26 protein-coding genes are annotated in these 19,024 nt (G+C 69.7%); 13 read left to right on the plus strand and 13 right to left on the minus strand.

Annotated features, from left to right (window positions below; genetic code table 11):
* Window positions 1-100 precede the first annotated feature (100 nt).
* Window positions 101-691 carry a biotin transporter BioY gene (locus ACXIZN_RS42180; RefSeq protein WP_126732699.1) on the minus strand — a complete coding sequence of 197 codons (591 nt, stop codon included), beginning with the start codon at window positions 689-691 and terminating at the stop codon, window positions 101-103.
* A gap of 153 nt (window positions 692-844) precedes the next feature.
* Between ACXIZN_RS42180 and ACXIZN_RS42185 the strand changes: the two genes are divergently transcribed.
* Entirely contained in the window at window positions 845-1,516 is a 672-nt protein-coding gene (locus ACXIZN_RS42185; protein ID WP_457960305.1) for a choice-of-anchor P family protein, read from the plus strand.
* A gap of 68 nt (window positions 1,517-1,584) precedes the next feature.
* On the opposite strand, the gene ACXIZN_RS42190 is transcribed toward ACXIZN_RS42185, so the two are convergent.
* Genes ACXIZN_RS42190 through ACXIZN_RS42200 form a run of 3 tightly spaced genes read right to left on the minus strand, consistent with a single transcriptional unit; the run spans window position 1,585 to window position 4,135 of the window.
* Window positions 1,585-2,238, minus strand: coding sequence for a bifunctional 4-hydroxy-2-oxoglutarate aldolase/2-dehydro-3-deoxy-phosphogluconate aldolase (locus ACXIZN_RS42190; RefSeq protein WP_457960306.1), 654 nt, complete (start codon window positions 2,236-2,238; stop codon window positions 1,585-1,587).
* Window positions 2,235-2,810: a nicotinamidase gene (locus tag ACXIZN_RS42195; protein ID WP_125673754.1), complete on the minus strand. Its 576-nt coding sequence runs from the start codon at window positions 2,808-2,810 to the stop codon at window positions 2,235-2,237. Before ACXIZN_RS42195 ends, ACXIZN_RS42190 begins: the two co-directional genes overlap by 4 nt.
* Before the next feature lie 20 nt (window positions 2,811-2,830).
* Window positions 2,831-4,135: a nicotinate phosphoribosyltransferase gene (locus tag ACXIZN_RS42200; RefSeq protein ID WP_457960307.1), complete on the minus strand. Its 1,305-nt coding sequence runs from the start codon at window positions 4,133-4,135 to the stop codon at window positions 2,831-2,833.
* A 74-nt stretch (window positions 4,136-4,209) separates the two neighbouring features.
* Here ACXIZN_RS42200 and clpS point away from each other — a divergent pair, with 74 nt between their 5' ends.
* From clpS to ACXIZN_RS42235, 7 genes are all read left to right on the plus strand, one after another.
* Window positions 4,210-4,509, plus strand: coding sequence for an ATP-dependent Clp protease adapter ClpS (gene clpS / locus ACXIZN_RS42205; protein ID WP_005165655.1), 300 nt, complete (start codon window positions 4,210-4,212; stop codon window positions 4,507-4,509).
* Window positions 4,506-5,063, plus strand: a complete 558-nt coding sequence (locus ACXIZN_RS42210; protein WP_034308812.1) for a DUF2017 domain-containing protein — start codon at window positions 4,506-4,508, stop codon at window positions 5,061-5,063. Before clpS ends, ACXIZN_RS42210 begins: the two co-directional genes overlap by 4 nt.
* The gene (locus ACXIZN_RS42215) at window positions 5,060-6,052 is read left to right on the plus strand and encodes a P1 family peptidase (protein ID WP_457960308.1); all 993 of its coding nucleotides are present in this window, start codon (window positions 5,060-5,062) and stop codon (window positions 6,050-6,052) included. The genes ACXIZN_RS42210 and ACXIZN_RS42215 overlap by 4 nt, the downstream gene beginning before the upstream one ends.
* Before the next feature lie 277 nt (window positions 6,053-6,329).
* Window positions 6,330-6,746, plus strand: coding sequence for a M67 family metallopeptidase (locus tag ACXIZN_RS42220; protein WP_016336788.1), 417 nt, complete (start codon window positions 6,330-6,332; stop codon window positions 6,744-6,746).
* 72 nt (window positions 6,747-6,818) lie between these two features.
* Entirely contained in the window at window positions 6,819-7,091 is a 273-nt protein-coding gene (locus ACXIZN_RS42225; RefSeq protein WP_005165659.1) for a MoaD/ThiS family protein, read from the plus strand.
* A 3-nt stretch (window positions 7,092-7,094) separates the two neighbouring features.
* A complete protein-coding gene (locus ACXIZN_RS42230; RefSeq protein WP_034308799.1) occupies window positions 7,095-8,045 on the plus strand; it encodes a PLP-dependent cysteine synthase family protein in 951 nt (316 codons plus the stop codon).
* 358 nt (window positions 8,046-8,403) lie between these two features.
* Window positions 8,404-9,117 (plus strand): aspartate/glutamate racemase family protein, encoded by a 714-nt coding sequence (locus ACXIZN_RS42235; protein ID WP_457960309.1) that lies wholly within the window; start codon window positions 8,404-8,406, stop codon window positions 9,115-9,117.
* On the opposite strand, the gene ACXIZN_RS42240 is transcribed toward ACXIZN_RS42235, so the two are convergent.
* Window positions 9,078-9,950: an arylamine N-acetyltransferase family protein gene (locus ACXIZN_RS42240; RefSeq protein ID WP_457960310.1), complete on the minus strand. Its 873-nt coding sequence runs from the start codon at window positions 9,948-9,950 to the stop codon at window positions 9,078-9,080. The two genes, ACXIZN_RS42235 and ACXIZN_RS42240, sit on opposite strands and share 40 nt — an antisense overlap.
* Before the next feature lie 91 nt (window positions 9,951-10,041).
* On the opposite strand from ACXIZN_RS42240, the gene ACXIZN_RS42245 reads away from it, so the two are divergent.
* From ACXIZN_RS42245 to rdgB, 5 genes are read left to right on the plus strand one after another with little or no spacing between them, the layout of a single operon-like run.
* Complete coding sequence (locus tag ACXIZN_RS42245) at window positions 10,042-10,698, plus strand: rhomboid family intramembrane serine protease (protein WP_257489903.1); 657 nt, start codon at window positions 10,042-10,044, stop codon at window positions 10,696-10,698.
* Window positions 10,695-11,501, plus strand: a complete 807-nt coding sequence (gene murI, locus ACXIZN_RS42250; RefSeq protein ID WP_457960311.1) for a glutamate racemase — start codon at window positions 10,695-10,697, stop codon at window positions 11,499-11,501. The genes ACXIZN_RS42245 and murI overlap by 4 nt, the downstream gene beginning before the upstream one ends.
* Before the next feature lie 30 nt (window positions 11,502-11,531).
* On the plus strand, window positions 11,532-12,299 hold the full coding sequence (locus tag ACXIZN_RS42255) for an MBL fold metallo-hydrolase (RefSeq protein ID WP_457960312.1): 768 nt from the start codon (window positions 11,532-11,534) through the stop codon (window positions 12,297-12,299).
* A gap of 23 nt (window positions 12,300-12,322) precedes the next feature.
* A complete protein-coding gene (gene rph / locus ACXIZN_RS42260; protein WP_126732709.1) occupies window positions 12,323-13,099 on the plus strand; it encodes a ribonuclease PH in 777 nt (258 codons plus the stop codon).
* Entirely contained in the window at window positions 13,096-13,701 is a 606-nt protein-coding gene (gene rdgB, locus ACXIZN_RS42265) for an RdgB/HAM1 family non-canonical purine NTP pyrophosphatase (RefSeq protein WP_457960313.1), read from the plus strand. Before rph ends, rdgB begins: the two co-directional genes overlap by 4 nt.
* Window positions 13,702-14,210: 509 nt before the next feature.
* Here the strand turns inward: rdgB and ACXIZN_RS42270 are convergent.
* The 8 genes from ACXIZN_RS42270 to ACXIZN_RS42305 form a co-directional block, all read right to left on the minus strand.
* A complete protein-coding gene (locus ACXIZN_RS42270) occupies window positions 14,211-15,074 on the minus strand; it encodes an NACHT N-terminal Helical domain 1-containing protein (RefSeq protein WP_457960314.1) in 864 nt (287 codons plus the stop codon).
* A gap of 2 nt (window positions 15,075-15,076) precedes the next feature.
* Window positions 15,077-15,553, minus strand: a complete 477-nt coding sequence (gene bcp / locus ACXIZN_RS42275; RefSeq protein WP_457960315.1) for a thioredoxin-dependent thiol peroxidase — start codon at window positions 15,551-15,553, stop codon at window positions 15,077-15,079.
* Between the two features lie 27 nt (window positions 15,554-15,580).
* Complete coding sequence (locus ACXIZN_RS42280) at window positions 15,581-16,126, minus strand: hypothetical protein (protein ID WP_457960316.1); 546 nt, start codon at window positions 16,124-16,126, stop codon at window positions 15,581-15,583.
* A 200-nt stretch (window positions 16,127-16,326) separates the two neighbouring features.
* Entirely contained in the window at window positions 16,327-16,509 is a 183-nt protein-coding gene (locus tag ACXIZN_RS42285) for a hypothetical protein (RefSeq protein ID WP_034308775.1), read from the minus strand.
* A 193-nt stretch (window positions 16,510-16,702) separates the two neighbouring features.
* Window positions 16,703-16,903, minus strand: coding sequence for a hypothetical protein (locus ACXIZN_RS42290; protein ID WP_457960317.1), 201 nt, complete (start codon window positions 16,901-16,903; stop codon window positions 16,703-16,705).
* Between the two features lie 148 nt (window positions 16,904-17,051).
* Window positions 17,052-18,143: a zinc-binding dehydrogenase gene (locus tag ACXIZN_RS42295; protein WP_457960319.1), complete on the minus strand. Its 1,092-nt coding sequence runs from the start codon at window positions 18,141-18,143 to the stop codon at window positions 17,052-17,054.
* Window positions 18,140-18,430: a putative quinol monooxygenase gene (locus tag ACXIZN_RS42300; protein ID WP_457960320.1), complete on the minus strand. Its 291-nt coding sequence runs from the start codon at window positions 18,428-18,430 to the stop codon at window positions 18,140-18,142. The genes ACXIZN_RS42295 and ACXIZN_RS42300 overlap by 4 nt, the downstream gene beginning before the upstream one ends.
* A complete protein-coding gene (locus ACXIZN_RS42305) occupies window positions 18,427-19,020 on the minus strand; it encodes a glycerol-3-phosphate responsive antiterminator (protein ID WP_457960321.1) in 594 nt (197 codons plus the stop codon). Before ACXIZN_RS42305 ends, ACXIZN_RS42300 begins: the two co-directional genes overlap by 4 nt.
* Between the last annotated feature and the right edge of the window lie 4 nt (window positions 19,021-19,024).

The raw sequence follows: 19,024 nt of genomic DNA on the forward strand, positions 1-19,024 counted from the left end.
CGTCAAGATCGTCCGCCCCGTGCGATGAAAGGTCCCTTGCTCGCAAAATTTGCGGGCAAGGGACCTTTCATCGCGGCTTGTGGGGTGGTGAAAGGGCCGGTCACGACTCCTTGCGGAAGCGAGAGACCAGCGCCCAGGTGCCCGGAAGCAGCGCCGCCGCGACGGCGATCTTCAGCGCGTCACCGATGAGGAACGGCACGACACCCTTCTCCAGTGCGGTCGACAGGCCGAAGCCGGTCGACGCCATCAGCCACGGCACGCCGACCGAGTAGATGGCGAGGTTGCCCAGCACCATCGTCCCCGCCGTGCGCAACGGTGTGCGGTCACCGCCGCGGCCGGCGAGCGCGCCGACCAGCGCGCCCGCGAGCACGAAGCCGACGATGTAGCCGGCGCTGGCGCCGAACAGGCCGGAAGAACCGTTCTGGAACCAGCCGAACCCGGCGGCGCCGACGGCGAGGTACAGCGCCATCGACAGCGCGCCGCGCTTCCAGCCGAGCGCCGCGCCGACCAGCAGGGCGGCGAACGTCTGGCCGGTCATCGGCACCGGGGAGCCGGGCACCGGGATCAGGATCTGCGCGGCCGCACCGGTCAGGGCGGCCCCACCGGCGACCAGGACCGCGTCACGGGCCAGAGCGCCGGGAACGAGGTCGGCGAGGACCGGACGGCGACCGGCCACAGACAGCGAAGACACTCAGACCTCCTATGAGTACACGAATGTGAACCGAGGTTAACGCCAGACGACGGGCCGCGGACCGAATGTCGGCCACCTCACGGTCATCGCGCGTCCACTCGTCCGGGTGGCATGACCCTGCAGGGGCCAGGCGGTTGGTGGAGGCTGCCGGATATGAGGAAACCCGTTTCGAGGCTGTTGTCGGTGACGATGCTGACCGGGGCGCTGGTGGCGGGAGGTCCGGCGGCCGCGTCGGCCGGTCCCGCGCCCGCGACGGCGGCCGCGTCGGTCGGTTCGGTCGACGTGGAGATCGGCGACGAACACGTGGTCACGGGCGAGCTCGCGCCGTGCGACGTCGACGGTCCTTTGAGCGCGAAGACCCAGGGCGGGTCCGTCGGTGACTTCGCCCGGTTCAGCGGGGGTGAGTCGCGCTGCGGCCGGAACGGCGCGGTGGCCGTCGGCGAGGCGGCCGGGCGGCGGTTCGAGACGACGTTGCTCAACCGCTTCGGCGGCCCGGTGCTCAAGGTCCGCTCGTTCATGGCGAAGTGCAGCACCACCGAGGACGGCAGCCTCGGCTACATCGAGTTCGGCGACGTCACCGGGTTCACGCTGCCGGAGAACATCCCGCAGAACTACCGGCTGACCATCCCGGGCGGGAAGGCCGGGACGCCGCTGGCGTCGCTCACGGTCAACGAGACCGTCACGCCGACCCCGCCCGACGGGAGCCTCGTGACGCACATGCTGCACATCAAGCTGTTCCCGCAGGGCGGCGGACCGGCGAAGGGCGACATCTACCTCGGTACCGCGCGCTGCGACCCGTACGGCAAGAAGAAGCCGACCCCCTGAACCCCGCGTTTCGTCCTCTGGACGCGGTCCTTGCACACGCAAGTACCGCATCCAGAGGACTAACTGCGTCAGGTGCGCGAGACGTACTTCGCGGCCGCGGCGACGAACTCGCTCGCCCGGGCCGCCAGATCGGTCAGCGACCCTTTCGAGGTGAGCGCGTCGCCGAGAAGCGGCGTGGCGGCCGCGACGGCGATCGAGCCGGACTCGAGGTAATTCGCGACGTCGGCCAGGTGGACGCCGCCGGTCGGGACGAGCGGGATGTCCGGCATCGGCGCCCGGATCGCCCGCAGGTAGGCGATCCCGCCGACGGCCGCGATCGGGAAGACCTTCACCGCCGCCGCGCCGAGACGCCACGCCTGGTCGATCTCGGTCGGCGTCAGCGCGCCGCAGACCACCGGCAGCCCGCGTTCGTGCGCGCGCTCCATGACCAGCGGATTCACCGTCGGCGTGACCAGGAAGGTCGCGCCCGCGTCCGCCGAGATGTCCACATCGGACACCTCGCGCACGCTCCCGGCGCCGATATGCGCGTCGTCGCCGAGCTTCTTGCGGATGGTCGCGATGGCGTCCGTGGCGCCAGGCGTGGTCAACGCCGCTTCGAGCACCCGCACGCCCGCCGCGTGCAGCACCGTTGCGGCGTCGGCGAACCGGCTCGCGTCCGCGGCCCGCAGGATCGCGACGAGCCGGTTTTCGATCAGGGTGTCCTGGAGGTCGTGCTGGATCATGCGGCCGGGACCGGCGCCTTCCCGGTGTAGGTCACGCCCGCCTCGTCGAAGTCCTTGAGCGCGGCGTCGACGGTCGGCTGCGAGCCCCCGACCGTGAGGTCAAGCAGCACCCGGACCTTGAAACCGGCCTTCGCCGCGTCGAGCGCCGTGGCGCGGACGCAGAAGTCGGTCGCGATGCCGACGACGTCGACCTCGGTGACGTCGTGCTCCTTCAGCCACGCGTCGAGCGTCTTGCCGTCGCGCGCGTTGCCTTCGAAACCGGAGTACGCGGCGGTGTACTCGCCCTTGGAGAAGACCTCGCGGATCGGGACCACGTCGAGCGCGGGGTGGAACGACGCGCCGGAAGTGCCCGCGACGCAGTGACGCGGCCAGCTGTCCTTGAAGTCCGGCGTCTCGCTGAAGTGATCGCCCGGGTCGATGTGGTAGTCGCGGGTGGCGACGACGTGCGCGTAGCCGCCTTCCGCGGCCTGCTTGGAGATCGCTTCGGCGGCGGCGGCGCCTCCGGGCAGGCCGAGCGACCCGCCTTCGCAGAAGTCGTTCTGCACATCGACCACGATCAAGGCGGTCCCCATGTGTTGCTCCTGAGTTCTCTTTAGACGAATACGGTCGGGATGGCGGGTTCTCCGTGCGAGAGCTTGAGGCCTTCCCACGGAAGGCTCACCAGTGCCCGCCGAAGCCGCTGGCGCGCGTCGTCCAGCGTGGGCAAATCATCCACCGTCCGGCCGTCCCGGACCAGCGGAATCTGCAATTCGTGGTCGTCCGGTCCCTGTTCCGGGACCTCCGAGCCGGCCGTCCAGATCACCTCTTCGACGGCGGTGCCGGTCTCGCGGTGCCGCCGCAGCGCGGATTTCCTGCCACCGCGTGATTCCTTGTGCGCGCTGCGCTTGGCGACCGGCCTGCCGTCGACCTCGACGAGCTTGTAGACCATGCCCGCGGTCGGCGCGCCGGAACCGGTGACGACCGAGGTCCCGACGCCGTACGCGTCGACCGGTTCCGCCCGCAGCGCCGCGATGGCGTGTTCGTCGAGGTCGCCCGACACCACGATGCGGGTGTCCTTGGCGCCGAGGGCGTCCAGCTGCTCGCGGGCCTTGCGCGCCAGCGGGCCCACGTCGCCGGAGTCGATGCGGATCGCGCCGAGCTCGGTGCCCGCCACCCGGACGGCCGTCTCGATGCCCTTGGTGATGTCGTAGGTGTCCACCAGGAGGGTGGTGTCGGTGCCCATCTTGTCCACCTGCGCGCGGAACGCCTGCTCTTCGCTGTCGTGCAGCAACATGAACGCGTGCGCGACGGTGCCCCGCGTCGGGATGCCGTAGCGGCGGCCGGCTTCGAGGTTGGAGGTCGTGGCGAACCCGGCTAGGTACGCGGCCCGCGCGGCGGCGACGGCGGCGTACTCGTGCGTGCGGCGGCCGCCCATCTCGATGATCGGCCTGCCGTGCGCGGCGCCCGACATCCGTGCCGCGGCGGACGCGATCGCGCTGTCGTGGTTGAGGATCGAGAGGATCAGCGTCTCCAGCACGACGGCCTCGCCGAAGGAGCCGGTGACGGTCAGGATCGGGGAGCCGGGGAAGTAGAGCTCGCCCTCGGGGTAACCGTCGATGTTCCCCGAGAAGGAGTAGTCCGCGAGCCACGAAAGGGTGGCGTCGTCGACGACGGCCGTCGCCTCCAGCTGGCTCAGCTCGGCGTCGGTGAACCGGAAGTCGGCGATCGCGTCGAGGACCCGCCCCGTGCCCGCGACGACGCCGTAGCGGCGGCCGTCGGGCAGACGACGTGCGAAGACCTCGAAGACGCATGGCCGGTCCGCCGTCCCGTCGGACAGGGCGCTGGCCAGCATGGTCAGCTCGTAGTGGTCGGTGAGCAGCGCGGTGCTGGCGCCAGTGGCCGCCTCGGGGGAACCCATGGCACCAGCCTATTCACCCACATGGCCGGACCTGCCAGCCCATACCGGAACCGGCCCGTGACACCATGGAGTGCATGTCCACGCCTGTCGCATCCGAGCAGACGCAGGTTGATCCACAGGGAGTAGAGGTCGTCTCTGAGGACAAACCCTGGCGGACGGTCGTCTGGAACGATCCGGTGAACCTCATGTCCTATGTGACGTACGTGTTCCAGAAGCTGTTCGGTTACAGCCGGGACCACGCGACGAAACTGATGCTCGACGTGCACCAGAAGGGCAAGGCGATCGTGTCGTCCGGTTCCAAGGAGAAGGTGGAGACCGACGTCGCGAAGCTCCACGCGGCCGGCCTCTGGGCCACCATGGAGCAGCCTTCATGAACGGATGGCGCCGTAAGGGCGACACCATCGTCGCGGGGTTCGAGCAGCAGGAGGCCGCGGTGCTGCGCGGCCTGGTCAGCCAGCTGGAGGACATGCTCACCGCGCGCGCCGAGGAGGCGCCCCAGGACGAGCTGGCGGAGCTGACCGGGATCCGGATGGGCCCGACCGAATCGCCGGACGACCCGGTGCTTTCCCGGCTGCTGCCGGACTTCCACAAGCTGGACCCGGACAACCCGACCCGCGAGGACATCGACTCGGCCGCCGCGATGCGGTCGATCCACGAGCCCGAGCTGCTGGACAAGAAGGTCGGCGTCGCCAAGATCGTGCTGGACACCCTGCCGCGTGACGGCGGGAACGTGCGGCTGACCTTCGAGCAGGCCGACGCGTGGCTGGGCGCGCTCAACGACGTCCGGCTGGCGCTGGGCACCGCGCTCGACGTCACCGAGGACATGCCCGACGAACTGCCCGAGGACGATCCCCGCGCGCCGCATCTCGGCGTCTACCACTGGCTGACCTGGGTGCAGGAGACCCTCATCCAGTCGCTGACGTCATGATCACCGACGTCCCGGGGGTGCTGGTCGGGCATCACGAGCGGGTCGGCGGCGGCTGGGCGACCGGGACGACGGTCGTGCTGGTCCCCGGCGGCGCGGTCGGGGCCGTCGACCAGCGCGGCGGCGCGCCCGGAACGCGCGAGACCAACCTGCTGGAGCCGGAGAACCTGGTCCAGCACGTCAACGCGATCTGCCTGTCCGGCGGGAGCGCGTACGGCCTGGCCGCCGCGGACGGCGTCATGCGCTGGCTGGCCGAGCGGAACCTGGGCATCCCTGTGGGCACTCAGCCGCACGAGGTGGTGCCGATCGTGCCCGCCGCGGTGTTGTTCGACCTGCCGCGCAGCGAGTGGGGAAACCGTCCGGACGCCTCCTTCGGTTACGCGGCCTGCGAAGCGGCTGCCGGAGGTCCGGTCGCGCTCGGGACCGTCGGCGCGGGCGCCGGGGCGAAGGCGGGATCGCTCAAAGGCGGGATCGGGACGGCCTCGGAGAAGGTCGGGGAGTTCACCGTCGGCGTCGTCGCCGCCGTGAACGCCGCCGGCGAGGCCGTGGATCTCTCGACGGGCCGCGCGTACGCGGCGGACCACGAGGTCGACGGCGAGTTCGGTGTCCGCTGGCCCGAGCGGCCGGGCGACGTCGAGGCGAAGGCCGCCGGCCTCAACACGACCATCGGCGTGGTCGCGGTCGACGCGGCGCTGTCCAAGGCGGAGGCGCGGCGGCTCGCGGTGGCCGCGCAAGACGGTCTCGCCAGGGCAGTGCGGCCCGCGCACACGATGTTCGACGGTGACACGGTGTTCGCGCTGGCGACCGGCGACCGGGAACTGCCCGGCGGCGCGGGCCCCGTCGCGGCTGCGCGGCGCGCGATGGTGCTGGACACGCTGTGCTCGGCGGCCGCCAGGGTCTTCGGGCGCGCGATGGTGCACGGAGTGCTTTCGGCCACTTCGGCGGGGGACATGCGCGCGTACCGGGACGTCTGGCCGGAAGCCTTCTCCTGACCCCCGCGTTTCGTCCTCTGGATGCGGTCCTTGCGCGTGCAACTACCGCATCCAGAGGACGAAATGCGGGGAGTCAGGCGGCGAAGTGCTCCAGCAGCAAGACCTGCGCCTCGCCGACGGCGAAACCCAGGACGGCACCGGTCGCGATCAGTATCCATTCGTCCTGCNTCCTCTGGATGCGGTCCTTGCGCGTGCAACTACCGCATCCAGAGGACGAAACGCGGGTGGGGAGTGGCGGCGATCTCAGAGTGTGGACCCACCCTTTCCAGCACCTAAGATGGGCGACGTGCTCCGGATCCGCCGTGAACTCGTCGACGAGATCGTCGCCCATGCCCGTCGTGACCATCCCGATGAGGCGTGCGGGGTGATCGCCGGTCCCGAGGGGTCGGACAGCCCCGAGCGGTACATCCCCATGCTGAACGCGGCGCGCTCGCCGACGTTCTACGAATTCGACTCGGGCGATCTGCTCAAGCTCTACCGCGAGATGGACGCCAACGACGAGGTGCCGGTGGTCATCTACCACTCGCACACCGCGACCGACGCCTATCCGTCCCGCACCGATGTCTCGTACGCCTCGGAACCCGACGCGCACTACGTGCTCGTTTCCACCAAGGACCCCGATTCGCACCAGTTCCGGTCGTACCGGATCGTGGACGGGGAGATCACCGAGGAGCCCGTCGAGATCATCGGCTGAACCCTGGCCCGGGAATATCCCGGACCGGCCCGAACGTCTGCGTAGCAGAGAACCCACCGGAGGTAGAAAACCATGGCCGTGACCGTGTCCATCCCGACCATCCTGCGTACGCACACCGGCGGCGAGAAGTCCGTCGAGGCGACCGGCAAGACCGTGCTCGAGGTGATCGACGACATCGAGTCCCGCCACGGCGGCCTCAAGGCCCGCCTGGTCAAGGAAGAGAAGCTGCATCGCTTCGTCAACGTCTACGTCAACGACGAGGACGTCCGTTTCTCCGGCGGTCTCGAGGCCGAGGTCAAGGACGGCGACACCCTGACCATCCTGCCCGCCGTGGCCGGTGGCTGATCGATGGCTCGCTTCGAGTCGCTGCTCGACGCGCTCGGCGGCACCCCGCTGGTCGGGCTTCCCCGGCTTTCGCCCACCCATGACGTGCGGTTGTGGGCGAAGCTGGAGGACCGCAACCCGACCGGTTCGATCAAGGATCGCCCCGCGCTGGCGATGATCGAGGCCGCCGAGCGCGAAGGCACGCTCCGGCGCGGCTCCACGATCCTGGAGCCGACGTCGGGCAACACCGGGATCGCGCTCGCCATGGCCGCGAAGCTCAAGGGCTACGGCCTCGTGTGCGTGATGCCGGAGAACACCTCGACCGAGCGCAAGCAGCTGCTGCAGGCGTACGGCGCGCGGATCGTCTTCTCCCCGGCCGCCGGCGGATCCAACGAGGCCGTGCGCCGGGCGAAGGAACTGGCCGAGGCCAACCCGGACTGGGTGATGCTCTACCAGTACGGCAACCCGGCGAACGCCGACGCGCACTACCGCGGCACCGGGCCCGAACTGCTCAAGGACCTGCCGACCCTGACACATTTCGTCGGCGGCCTCGGCACCACCGGCACCCTGGTCGGTGTCGGGCGCTACCTGCACGAGGCGAAGCCGGACGTGCAGATCATCGCGGCCGAACCACGCTACGGCGAGCTGGTGTACGGCCTGCGGAACCTCGATGAGGGCTTCGTCCCGGAGCTCTACGACGCGAGCGTGCTCAACGGCCGGTACTCCGTCGGCGCGTACGACGCGCTTCGCCGGACACGCGAGCTGCTGGAGCACGAAGGCATCTTCGCGGGGATCTCGACGGGGGCCGTGCTGCACGCGGCGCTCGCCGTCGCCGAGAAGGCCGCCGCGGCGGGGAAGCCCGCCGATGTGGCCTTCGTGGTCGCTGACGCGGGGTGGAAGTACCTCTCGACGGGCGCGTACTCCGGCTCGCTCGACGAAGCGGCCGAAAGGCTCGACGGGCAGCTCTGGGCCTGACCCCTCGCGCTGGGCCTGGTCTTGGTGATCCCCACCGAAAGGGTCCGTGAAGGACCCCTTCATTGCGTCTAGCGCAGTGAAGGGGTCCTTCACGTATTCGGCGAGGTGTGAAGGTCGAGTTTCTCCGGCTGTGTCGAGGGAGGGCGCCTTCACGCGCCACCGCTGTGACTCCTGGGACAGGTGGTGTTGCCCGGCTTCGGATGGCGATCGCGTAGTCCGTGAAGGCCTCCTTGCCTACCCTCAAGGTAGGCAAGGAGGCCTTCACGGACCTTCGACCAACGCCACGTCCAGCAGGTACCTAACCGTCCTCACCACTCACGAGACCCGGCGCCCGCGCGGCGCTGGCACGATGGCGGACATGAAGGTCATCGGGTTGCTGGGCGGGATGAGCTGGGAATCGTCGGCCGAGTACTACCGCCTGGTCAACGAACGCGTCCGCGAGCTGCGCGGTGGGTACCACTCCGCGCGCACCGTGCTGTACTCCGTGGACTTCGCCGAGATCGAAGCGATGCAGGCCGAAGGACGCTGGGACGACGCCGGGCGGGAACTGAACCGCGCCGCCCTCGCCCTCGAAGCCGCCGGAGCCGACTTCGTCGTCCTCTGCACCAACACGATGCACAAGGTCGCCGACCAGCTCACCGACGGGCTGGGCGTGCCGCTCCTGCACCTCGCCGACACCACGGCGGCCGCGATCAAGGCCCGGCAAATCACCAGGGTCGGGCTCCTGGGCACCGGGTTCACCATGGCCCAGCCGTTCTACCGCGAACGCCTCGCCGCGCACGGCCTCGACGTGCTCGTGCCCGGCGAAGAGGACCGCGAGACGGTGCACCGGGTCATCTACGACGAGCTCGTCCACGGCGTCGTCACCGAGGATTCCCGTGAGCGGTACCGCGAGGTCATCGCGAGGCTCGTCGAGGCGGGCGCGGAAGGCGTGATCTACGGGTGCACGGAGATCGAACTGCTCGTCGGCCCCGAAGACAGCAAGGTGCCCACCTTCCCCACCACCAGGCTGCACGCCGAAGCGGCCGTGGACTACGCGCTGGGCAAGGCCTCACTCCCTCCCACGGTGTGACGTTCGTGCTGGGCGACGGCCTGCCGCCACAGCCTGTCCTGTTCTTCACCGGTGAAACCATTGCGAGCCACGCCGAAGACGTCCTCGAGCGCCGTCCACCACTCGGCCGGTGATTCCAGCACGGTCTTGCCGCCCGGCAGACCGCTCAAGGTCAGGGCGCGCAGCGAATCCACCCCCTCCGCGTCGCGCCGCTGCACCACCAGCGTGCGGACGAAGCCGGAATCCTCGGACGTGGACAGCTCGACGTGCTTTTCGGCGAAATCGGCCATCACGGCCGCCTCCGGCGCGAAATCCATCCCGACGAAACTGCCCTGCGGATCGTGGTCGAACCGCCAGCCGCCGGGCGTGATCTCCGACGGCCGTATCCGGAACACCAGCGGGCCCTGTTTGTACTCGCCTTCACGCAACGGCAGCGGCTCGTGGATGCCGTCCCCGAGCCCGACGTCGACCAGCCAGCCGGCGTCGGGCTCGTCCGGCAGCCCGGTCACCGTCAGGGCCAGGTGGTTGAGGTGGATCCCGGCCTGCGCGTCCGGCATCTGTGCCCCGCTCGGGTGGCGGGTGACCTGGTAGCCGAGCGCCCGTAGCAGCGCCGAGAACGCGCCGTTGAGGTGATAGCAGTAGCCGCCGCGGCCGGCGGCGATCCGGCCGAACGACACCGCCGGGTCCAGCGAGGTCACCCGGCCCAGCTGGACTTCGAAATCCTCGTACGGCACCCGCTCCACATGGGCCTTGTGCAGCCGGACGAGGGCGTCGAGGCTCGGCGGCTCGTGCTCGAGGCCGAGTCGCGCGAGGTAGGCGGGCACGTCGACGTGCTCGGAAGAAGGGAACCCCATGCGATCGACCGTAGCGGCACCCACCGACAATTCAGGGTTCTCACGGAGGCGATCCCGCCGTTCGCCGCCGTAGCCTGTGGAGGTGACCACTTTGCCTTCCCAGCCGGTCCCGGCGAGCGAGCCCGGTAGCGATCCGGCCAAACGCGTCCTGCCGCCGAACCCGAGGGCCGCCGCGATCGTCGCGCTGGCCTTCACCGCGCTGCTCTACCTGGTCGAGCTGGTCGACGTCGTCCTGCCAGCCGACCTCGATCAGAGCGGCGGCATCGTCGCGCGCGAGCTCTCCGACCTCGACGGCGTCCTCTGGGCGCCGTTGCTGCACGCGGGCTGGGGGCATCTGTTCTCCAACACCGTCCCGGTGCTGGTGTTCGCCTTCCTCGCGATGTCCGCGGGTATCGGCCGGTGGGTGCTGGTCACCGCGATCATCTGGGTGCTTTCCGGCGTCGGTGTCTGGCTGATCGCGCCGGGTGGCACGGTGACCGTGGGCGCGTCCGGCGTCGCCTTCGGCTGGCTCGCGTTCCTGCTGGTCCGAGGCATTTTCAACCGCGCCGTCGGGCAGATCCTGGTGGCCGTGGTGCTGCTGGGCATCTGGAGCGGGATGCTCTGGGGACTGCTTCCGGGCGACCCGGGCGTCTCCTGGCAGGGTCACCTGTTCGGCGCGCTGTCCGGGGTCTTCGCCGCCTGGTTGATGGCGCGGGTGGACAGGTCCCAGGCCAGGAAAGCGACCGGTCCCGGTAGCCTCGCCGTGTGACCAAGCCGAGCGCCGACGCCCCCATCGGCGTCTTCGATTCCGGAGTGGGCGGGCTCACCGTCGCCAGGGCGATCCTGGAACAGCTGCCCGGTGAGCAGTTGCGCTACGTCGGCGACACCGCCCGCAACCCGTACGGTCCGCTTCCCATCGCCACCGCGCGCCAGTACGCGCTGGAAGCGCTGGACGACATCGTCGAGGGCGGGGTGAAGGCGCTGGTCATCGCCTGCAACACCGCCTCCGCCGCCTGCCTTCGCGACGCGAGGGAGCGCTACGACGTCCCTGTGATCGAGGTCGTCCTCCCGGCCGCGCGCCGGGCCGTTTCCGCGACGCGCTCCGGCCGTATCGGTGTCATCGGCACCGAGGGAACCGTGCGGTCGCGCGCCTACGACGACGCCTTCAACGCCGCGCAAGACGTGCAGATCACCAGCGTCGCGTGCCCGCGGTTCGTCGACTTCGTCGAACGCGGGATCACCACCGGGCGCCAGGTGCTCGGGCTCGCGCAGGGCTATCTCGAACCACTGCTGGACGCGCAGGTCGACACGCTGGTCATGGGCTGCACGCACTATCCCTTGCTGTCCGGGGTGCTGCAGATCGTCATGGGCCAGGACGTCACGCTGGTGTCCAGCGCCGAGGAGACCGCGCGTGACCTCGTGCGCGTCCTCACCGAGGCCGACCTCCTCGCCGAGCGCGACACCCCGCCGCGGCACGAGTTCGTCGCCACCGGATCCGCCGAGCCGTTCACGAGGCTCGCTCAGCGGTTCATGGGCTTCGCTCCGGGTGTGCTGGCTCCCACCAGCGCCTAAAATCGCCGATTCCGTGCTTAAGGTGTCACAGTGCGTCTCACGATCCTCGGCTGCTCCGGCAGCATCCCCGGGCCCAACGCCGCCGCGTCCGGCTACCTGATCGAGGCGGACGGGTTCGTCCTGGGGCTCGAGCTCGGCAACGGGACGCTCGCCAGGCTGCAGGCGCTGCGCGACCCGTTCGATCTGGACGCGCTGATCCTTTCGCACCTGCACCCCGACCACTGCGCCGACGTCAGCGCGCTCACCGTGCTGCGCCGGTACCACCCCGCGCTGCCGTACCCGGCGAGGCCGCGGCGGCTGCCGGTGTACGGGCCGTCGGACGTGCGGGAGCGGCTCACCTACGCGTACGCGGCGAACCAGGACGAGCGGGCGACCACCGATCTCACGGACGTCTTCGCCTTCGAGACGCTGCGGTGCGAGCCCATGAAGATCGGGCCGTTCGAGGTCACCGCGGTCCCGGTCGACCATCCGACCCCGGCGTTCGGCCTGCGGTTCGCGCACGGCGGCAAGACCCTCGCCTACACCGGGGACACCGGCGTCTGCGACAACCTGACCGATCTCGCGGGCGGCGTCGACGTCCTGCTGTCCGAAGCGTCGTGGACCGACTCGCCCGACCGGCCCGCCGGCGTCCACCTGTCCGGCAAGGAGGCGGGGGAGCTGGGACGCAAGGCCGGGGTCGGGCGACTGCTGCTCACCCACGTCGCGCCCTGGACCGACCGCGACGCGGTCCTCGCCGAGGCGGCCGTCGCGTTCCCCGCGGCCGAGCTGGTCGAGCAGGGCGCCGTCTACGACCTCTGACGCGGGGTTCTAGAGTGGCGGCCGTGGCGAGAAAAGACGGCAGGAACGACGACCAGCTTCGCGACATCAAGATCACCCGCGGTTTCCAGCGGTGGCCCGCGGGCTCGGTGTTGATCGAATTCGGCGACACCCGGGTGCTGTGCGCGGCGAGCGTCACCGAAGGCGTCCCCCGCTGGCGGGCCGGTTCCGGCCTCGGCTGGGTCACCGCCGAGTACGCGATGCTGCCGTCGGCGACCAACACCCGCAGCGACCGCGAATCCATCAAGGGCCGCGTCGGCGGCCGCACCCACGAGATCTCCCGGCTGATCGGCCGGTCGCTGCGCGCCTGCATCGACCTGGCGGCGCTGGGGGAGAACACGATCGTCATCGACTGCGACGTCATCCAGGCCGACGGCGGCACCCGCACGGCCGCGGTGACCGGCGGTTACGTCGCGCTCGCCGACGCCGTCACCTGGCTCGGCGCGGCGGGCCGCCTCGCCGACCCGCAGCCGCTTTCGTCTTCGGTGGCCGCGGTGAGCGTCGGCGTCGTCGACGGCCGGGTGCGCCTCGACCTGCCCTACGAAGAGGACTCGCGCGCGGAGGTCGACATGAACGTCGTCGCCACCGACGCGGGCACCTTGATCGAGGTGCAGGGCACCGGCGAGGGCGCCACCTTCGCCCGCTCCACTTTGGACACCATGCTGGACATGGCGCTCGCGGGCTGCGAGGAACTGACCCGTTTGCAGACCGAGGCGCTCGCGTTGCCGTATCCCGGCGAACTGCCCGAGCCGCGTCCGGACAAGAAGAAGGGCGCGAAGTGACCAAGCTGCTCCTCGCCACCCGCAACGCGAAGAAGCTCGGCGAGCTCCGGCGCATCCTGGTCGCCGAAGGGATCGAGGGCGTCGAGGTCATCGGCCTCGCCGACGTCCCCGAGTTCCCCGAAGCGCCCGAAACCGCTCCGGACTTCGAAGGCAACGCGCTCGCGAAGGCCCGGGACGCGGCCGCCGCGACCGGTCTCCCGGCCATCGCCGACGACTCCGGCATCGCCGTGGACGCGCTCAACGGCATGCCGGGCGTGCTCTCGGCACGCTGGTCGGGAAAGCACGGCGACGACGAGGCGAACCTGGATCTCGTGCTGGCGCAGCTGTCCGACACCCCAGACGAGCGCATGGGCGCGGCTTTCGTCTGCGCGGCCGCTTTGGTCGTCCCCGGTGGCGACGAAACCGTGGTGCGCGGGGAATGGCGCGGCTCGCTGATCCGGGAACGCCGTGGTACCAACGGATTCGGGTATGACCCGATCTTCGTGCCCGAGGGGGAGACGCGGACCTCGGCGGAGCTGGAACCGTCCGAAAAGGATGAAGCTTCGCATCGGGGGAAGGCGTTGCGGGCGTTGGTGGGGGAGCTGCGGAAGCTGGCCGGCTGAGTTGGTCGCGAGTGGCCGTTTCGGGTTATTGAGGCGTAAGACGACGTGTCAGGTCCCGACGAGCCCAGACGTCACAAGGGCCTGGGGGCCGCGACTGTCCACAAGGGACCCAAGGTCAGTCCCTGGTGACCGATTTGAGCGCCTTGCGCCTTCTTGTGCCGGGATCGTGAGTGACAATGAGGGTTGTTGAGGGGTAAGGCGACCTGGCGTGTTTGTGGTGCCGGTCAGCGGCCCTGCGAAACGTCCGGCCCCGGGACGAACACTGTGTGGATTTTTGGACGTTGGATGACCAGAAATCCACACGGTCCCCGTGTGACCGGTCCGGTCACGACGGCCAGACCGCCGGAGATGCGAGGGTGTGTGGAAATAGGGACGTTGAACGTCCCTATTTCCACACACCCCTCACTCGCAGTAAAATGCCCCATTAACCACCCCGAGTGACCACCCGGGGGGCGAAGACACAGTCTCTCAGCGACCGATCGCGACTACGCGACACGTTTGCCTACCCCTCAATTGAACTCGGAAAACAGGGTGCGGTGCTCTTCGCCGATCGCGTTCTCCGCCCGCATGGTCGTCCCGTCGCGGCGGCTGGAGTGTTTCTCGAACCAGTCCTTCGGGCGGTCGTCGCGGCGCGAGCTCTCCGAAGACACGGAAAGGCTGAGGTAGGCGACCGTCAGCGGCAGCGTCGGCTGGTCGTCTTTGGTCAGCCCGAGCAGATCGAGCCTGTCCAGTTTCCGCGCGAGCAGGCTCAGGTACTCCGCCCTGAACTCCGCGTCGTGGTCGGTTCCCGCGGGAGCGGTGAGGCTCGTCTTCGGGACCCGCGCGAGGAGCTGGTCCAGCTGGTCCGACTGCCGGGACAGGCGTCCCAAGATCTCGGCGAGCGTCGTCGGCTGGAACGACGGCAGATGCCGCACCACCATCACCAGATGACGGCAGGCCTGATCCAACGCCAGTTCGTACAGCTGCGCCGCCCGCTCGGCGAGCAGGGCCGAGCGGGCGGGGAACTGTTCGCGGACGCGCCGGGCCAGAAGTTCCGGATCGGCGTCGTCCGCCAGGAGGGCTTCATCGGAGAGATCGACCTTGCCGAGCGTGTCTTCGACAGCGAGGAACGCGGCGTCGATCTCGTTTTCGGGCAGCGACGAGAAGCGCGCGGTGAGGACCGGCTTCAGCTCGTCGGCCACCTGCAGGCCGATCGTCTCCACCAGGTTCTCGAGCTTGCGTTTCTCCAGCGGACCTTTGAGCTCGTCCGCCGCCAGCTCGGCGAGGCTCGACTCGCGCTCGGTCTTCTTGCGCCGTCGTTGCAGCCACGACTTCGCCGCGTGCGTGGCGATACTGCCGCCCAGTTTGAGTGCGGGCCCCTCCAGTCCCGTCATCGTCAGGACGCCAGGTCGAGGTCCCGCAGCAGTTTCGCGACGTGGCCGGTGGCGCGCACGTTGTACTGCGCCACGGCGATCTTGCCCTCGGGGTCGACGACGAACGTCGAGCGGATGACGCCTTCGTAGACCCTGCCGTAGTTCTTCTTCTCGCCGAAGGCGCTGTACGCCTTGAGGACGGTCTTCTCGGTGTCGGACAGCAGCGGGAAGGTCAGCCCCTCCGCCTCGGCGAACTTCGCGAGCTTCGCGGGCTTGTCGGGCGAGATGCCGAGCACCTGGTAGCCGGCGTCGTTGAGCTGCGCGAGGCTGTCCCGGAAGTCGCAGGCCTGCTTCGTGCAGCCCGGCGTGCCGGCGTTCGGGTAGAAGTACACGACGACCGACTTGCCGCGGAAGTCGCTGAGCTTGACGTCGTTGCCCTCACTGTCGGGGAGGGTGAAGTCGGGCGCTTTGTCGCCGGGGGAAAGTCGCTGCTCGGTCATGACGCACACGGTAGCGAATCGGCGGCGTCAGACCTTTCCGCAGTACTTCGCGGCGACCGGCTCCGCAGGGCTCGGCCGCACCTGAAGGCGGAGGTTCACCGGCCTGTCCGGAACGGCGAAGGCGAGGTTCAGCTGGACCGACCGGCCGGGCGCCACGTCCTTGCCCGCGTCCGCGATGCCGTTGTAGCCCTGCACCGGGTCGACGACCTGTTTGACCGCTGAAGCCTCTCCGTCGACCTCGCCCGTCACGGACAGGCCGGAAAGCCGGTAGGTGGCGTCGCCCGCGTTCGTCACCTCGATGGCGAAGGCCACCGCGCGGGGGCTCTGCGGGTACGCCGACGCGCTGGGGCGGAACGCCTTCGGTGCCGGCACGGAGATCGTGACCCCGGTGGCGAACCGGTGCGGGGCGCCGAAGGCGAGGTCGCCGTCCGCGTGCGTCGCGGCCAGGCCCTGCGCCGGAGCGTCCGCGCCGAGCACGGCGGCCCCTTTTTCCGGTGCCGGGACCCCGCACGCGGTCGCCAGCAGCAACGAGCAGGCGGCGATCAAGAGCTTCGGGGTGCGCGGGGGCGCCATGTGGGGTTACTCCAGTCGGCGGTGCGGGTGGGCCGTTCGAGGTAGGTATTAGTGCCGAAGAGTCCAGACTGACGGTCTTCCGCAGCCGAGAGGAGCGGCGAAGCCGGGTTGAGGCGCACCTGGTGTACAGCCGTGGCCGATCCGTGATCGGAAGGACACGACTAGTGACAGTCGTCACCTCGGTGACACATCGCCAGGGGTCAGACGGCGAAGGCGAAGAACAGGATGAAGATCGCCAGACCGGACACCCAGGCCACGATCAGCCAGCCGAAGTCGCGCATCGGATCGACCGCCCGGCTTTCCTCGCCGGGGACGTAGACGCCGCGCTCTTCGAACCAGTCGGCCCATCGGGTCAGCCAGCGAATGGGGCTTCGAGACGCCATGTCGTCACAGTACGGGTATGCGTGAGCCGCGTCAGCCATGGAGGGCGCCCCGAAAGGGCGAATCGGACGTGTCGGCTATCGCCCGCTAAGGCCTTTTGCCCCACTCGTTCACCCGTCAGGCTGTAACCAGGGCGCTGGGAATTGATATCTACAGCCGCTATCAATCCGTCACCTATCGGCGCGCAGTCAAGGATCACGGCGTGACCTTCGTGTTCGTCAAGCTCACCGACGGTGGCGGCCTGCCGAACGGCGGGCGCAACACCGGCGACGCGCTGGTGGCGAGCCCTTCGCCCGAGGCGCAGGCCGACGTGTTCATCGCGGAGGTGCGGCGGCTCGGGGCGACAGGCTGTGTCCGATGCTCGATCTCGAGGACAACCCGCCGGGTTCGGGGCACCGAACATCCCCGACGGGCGCGAACGGGACTTCTCGATCAGTTTCTGCGAACGCGGAAACGGTGCCCTTGTTCCGAAAAGTGTCTCTTGTGGACAGTCGCGCGCGGTGTCGCCAAGGAGCCGCGAAGGCACATCGCTCCCGAACCCTGCTCAAGGGAAGGTGACGACCTGCCGGACGGCGGCGCCCCGCCGAAGCCGGTCGAATCCAGTGTTGATCTCCTCCAGCCCGATCCGGTGTGTCAGCAGCACCTCGACGGGCAGCAGCCCGGCCCGGTACAGGGCGATGAACCGGGGGATGTCGCGCCGGGGGACGCACGAGCCGAGGTAGCTGCCGCGCAGCGTCTTTTCCTCCGCCACCAGGCTTTGCGCGGGCAGCGCGAGCTCGGCGGAGGGATCGGGAAGGCCGACGGTGACCGTGGTGCCGCCCGGTCGGGTGGCCCGGTACGCCTGATGAAGGGCGGCGACCACACCGGTGGTGTCGACGGCGTGGTCGGCGCCGCCGCCGGTGAGTTCCTTGATCACCTCGACGTCGCCCTCGAGTGCGTGGGTGGCGCCGAGGGACAGTGCCAGTTCGCGCTTTTCGGCGACGAGGTCCACGGCCACCAGGGGCGCCGCGCCGGCGACCTTCGCGGCGAGGAGCGCGGCGAGGCCGACGCCACCGAGGCCGAACACGGCGACGCTGTCTCCCGGCCGTACGTCGGTCGCGTTGAAGACGGCGCCGGCGCCGGTGAGCACCGCGCAGCCGAAGAGGGCCGCGACGTCGAACGGCAGTGTGTCGTCGACAGCGACCGCCGAACGCGCCGAGACGACGATGTGCTCGGCGAACGCGGAGACGCCGAGGTGGTGCCCCGGCCGGTCGCCGGGGGAAGACCAGCGTGTACCGCCGCCGAGCAGGGTGCCGTTCCGGTTCGACTCGGCCGCCGGACCGCACAGGGCGGGACGTCCGGTGAGGCAGGGCCGGCAATCGCCGCAGGAGGGCACGAACGACAGCACGACATGCTGACCCGCCGTGAAACCGGTGCCCTGCCCCGCCTCGACCACCTCACCCGCGGCCTCGTGTCCCAGGACCATCGGCAGCGGCCGGGGCCGCGAGCCGTCGATCACCGACAGATCCGAGTGACACAGACCGGCGGCCCGCACCCGGACGAGCAGCTCACCGGGCCCGGGCCGCTCCAGCGTCATCGTCTCGATCTTCAGCGGGCGGCCGACTTCACGGAGCACCGCGCCCCGCACCCGCATCATCGCTCACTCCCGGCCGGAACACAGGTGGTGACCTGGCGTTCGGACAGCAGCGGCACGACCTCGCCGAGCACGATCCGCCGGAAGTGCTCCGACTCGCAGTGCGCGGTGAAGTCCTGTTCGGACTCGTACTCCTCGACGATCACCACCACTCCGTCCCCGGTTCCGGAGTGGACGGTGTAACTGAGACAGCCGGGCTCACGCCGCGAGGCGGCGGCCATCGGCTCCAGCAGTCCGAGGACGTGGTCCCGGTGCGCGGTCACGTACCGGGCCACCACGACGAAACTCATTTTTCTCCTGAGCTCAGCCGGGACCGGGTCAACGACCACAGCCCCGAATCGGACGACGCGGCGCCCAGTGCGCCCATCGCGAGGGAATGCGCCACCCCGGACCGGTCGGTGACGAAGCCGGCCGCCACGAACGGCGACATGACTTCGCGGGCCTGCGCCGACATCCACGGGATGATCGGCGCGGGCATGAGCTCCACCAGGTCGGGGCGGCTGCGTTTCACCGCTTCCAGGCTGCGGTTCAGGTTCGACCGGTCGGTGACGAACACCTTGTGCATCGTGAGCATCGACAACGTGCGCGCCCGTTCGATCGGGGCGACCCGGGTGCTGACCACCCCGGTCGCCCCGATCTCCTGGAGGAAGTCCACGCCGCCGCGGTCGGTGGCGAGGCCGGGACAGGAATCGATGTTGACGAAGAGGATCTTCTCCAGTCCCGTCAGCACCGGCACGATCTTGGCCAGCTGCCCGACCGGGACCGCCGCGAGGATGCCGACGCGGGACGCCGAGTTCGCGAAGTCGCCCACCTTGGTGGTGCCGACCACCGACGCGCATACCGGGACGTCCGCGAACGCCGCCGTGATCCTCTCGTTCATACGG

This window comes from Amycolatopsis sp. TRM77291 (assembly GCF_054166285.1).

Excerpts from the sequence above, each read along its gene's own strand:
- ACXIZN_RS42200 (WP_457960307.1), bottom strand. The coding sequence starts at position 4,135 with ATGGGTTCCCCCGAGGCGGCCACTGGCGCCAGCACCGCGCTGCTCACC.
- ACXIZN_RS42210 (WP_034308812.1), top strand. The coding sequence starts at position 4,506 with ATGAACGGATGGCGCCGTAAGGGCGACACCATCGTCGCGGGGTTCGAG.
- ACXIZN_RS42190 (WP_457960306.1), bottom strand. The coding sequence starts at position 2,238 with ATGATCCAGCACGACCTCCAGGACACCCTGATCGAAAACCGGCTCGTC.
- ACXIZN_RS42300 (WP_457960320.1), bottom strand. The coding sequence starts at position 18,430 with ATGAGTTTCGTCGTGGTGGCCCGGTACGTGACCGCGCACCGGGACCAC.
- ACXIZN_RS42220 (WP_016336788.1), top strand. The coding sequence starts at position 6,330 with ATGGGCGACGTGCTCCGGATCCGCCGTGAACTCGTCGACGAGATCGTC.
- ACXIZN_RS42225 (WP_005165659.1), top strand. The coding sequence starts at position 6,819 with ATGGCCGTGACCGTGTCCATCCCGACCATCCTGCGTACGCACACCGGC.
- ACXIZN_RS42235 (WP_457960309.1), top strand. The coding sequence starts at position 8,404 with ATGAAGGTCATCGGGTTGCTGGGCGGGATGAGCTGGGAATCGTCGGCC.
- ACXIZN_RS42305 (WP_457960321.1), bottom strand. The coding sequence starts at position 19,020 with ATGAACGAGAGGATCACGGCGGCGTTCGCGGACGTCCCGGTATGCGCG.
- ACXIZN_RS42195 (WP_125673754.1), bottom strand. The coding sequence starts at position 2,810 with ATGGGGACCGCCTTGATCGTGGTCGATGTGCAGAACGACTTCTGCGAA.
- clpS (WP_005165655.1), top strand. The coding sequence starts at position 4,210 with ATGTCCACGCCTGTCGCATCCGAGCAGACGCAGGTTGATCCACAGGGA.
- ACXIZN_RS42280 (WP_457960316.1), bottom strand. The coding sequence starts at position 16,126 with ATGGCGCCCCCGCGCACCCCGAAGCTCTTGATCGCCGCCTGCTCGTTG.
- bcp (WP_457960315.1), bottom strand. The coding sequence starts at position 15,553 with ATGACCGAGCAGCGACTTTCCCCCGGCGACAAAGCGCCCGACTTCACC.
- ACXIZN_RS42295 (WP_457960319.1), bottom strand. The coding sequence starts at position 18,143 with ATGATGCGGGTGCGGGGCGCGGTGCTCCGTGAAGTCGGCCGCCCGCTG.
- ACXIZN_RS42230 (WP_034308799.1), top strand. The coding sequence starts at position 7,095 with ATGGCTCGCTTCGAGTCGCTGCTCGACGCGCTCGGCGGCACCCCGCTG.
- ACXIZN_RS42270 (WP_457960314.1), bottom strand. The coding sequence starts at position 15,074 with ATGACGGGACTGGAGGGGCCCGCACTCAAACTGGGCGGCAGTATCGCC.
- ACXIZN_RS42285 (WP_034308775.1), bottom strand. The coding sequence starts at position 16,509 with ATGGCGTCTCGAAGCCCCATTCGCTGGCTGACCCGATGGGCCGACTGG.
- ACXIZN_RS42185 (WP_457960305.1), top strand. The coding sequence starts at position 845 with ATGAGGAAACCCGTTTCGAGGCTGTTGTCGGTGACGATGCTGACCGGG.
- ACXIZN_RS42215 (WP_457960308.1), top strand. The coding sequence starts at position 5,060 with ATGATCACCGACGTCCCGGGGGTGCTGGTCGGGCATCACGAGCGGGTC.
- ACXIZN_RS42240 (WP_457960310.1), bottom strand. The coding sequence starts at position 9,950 with ATGGGGTTCCCTTCTTCCGAGCACGTCGACGTGCCCGCCTACCTCGCG.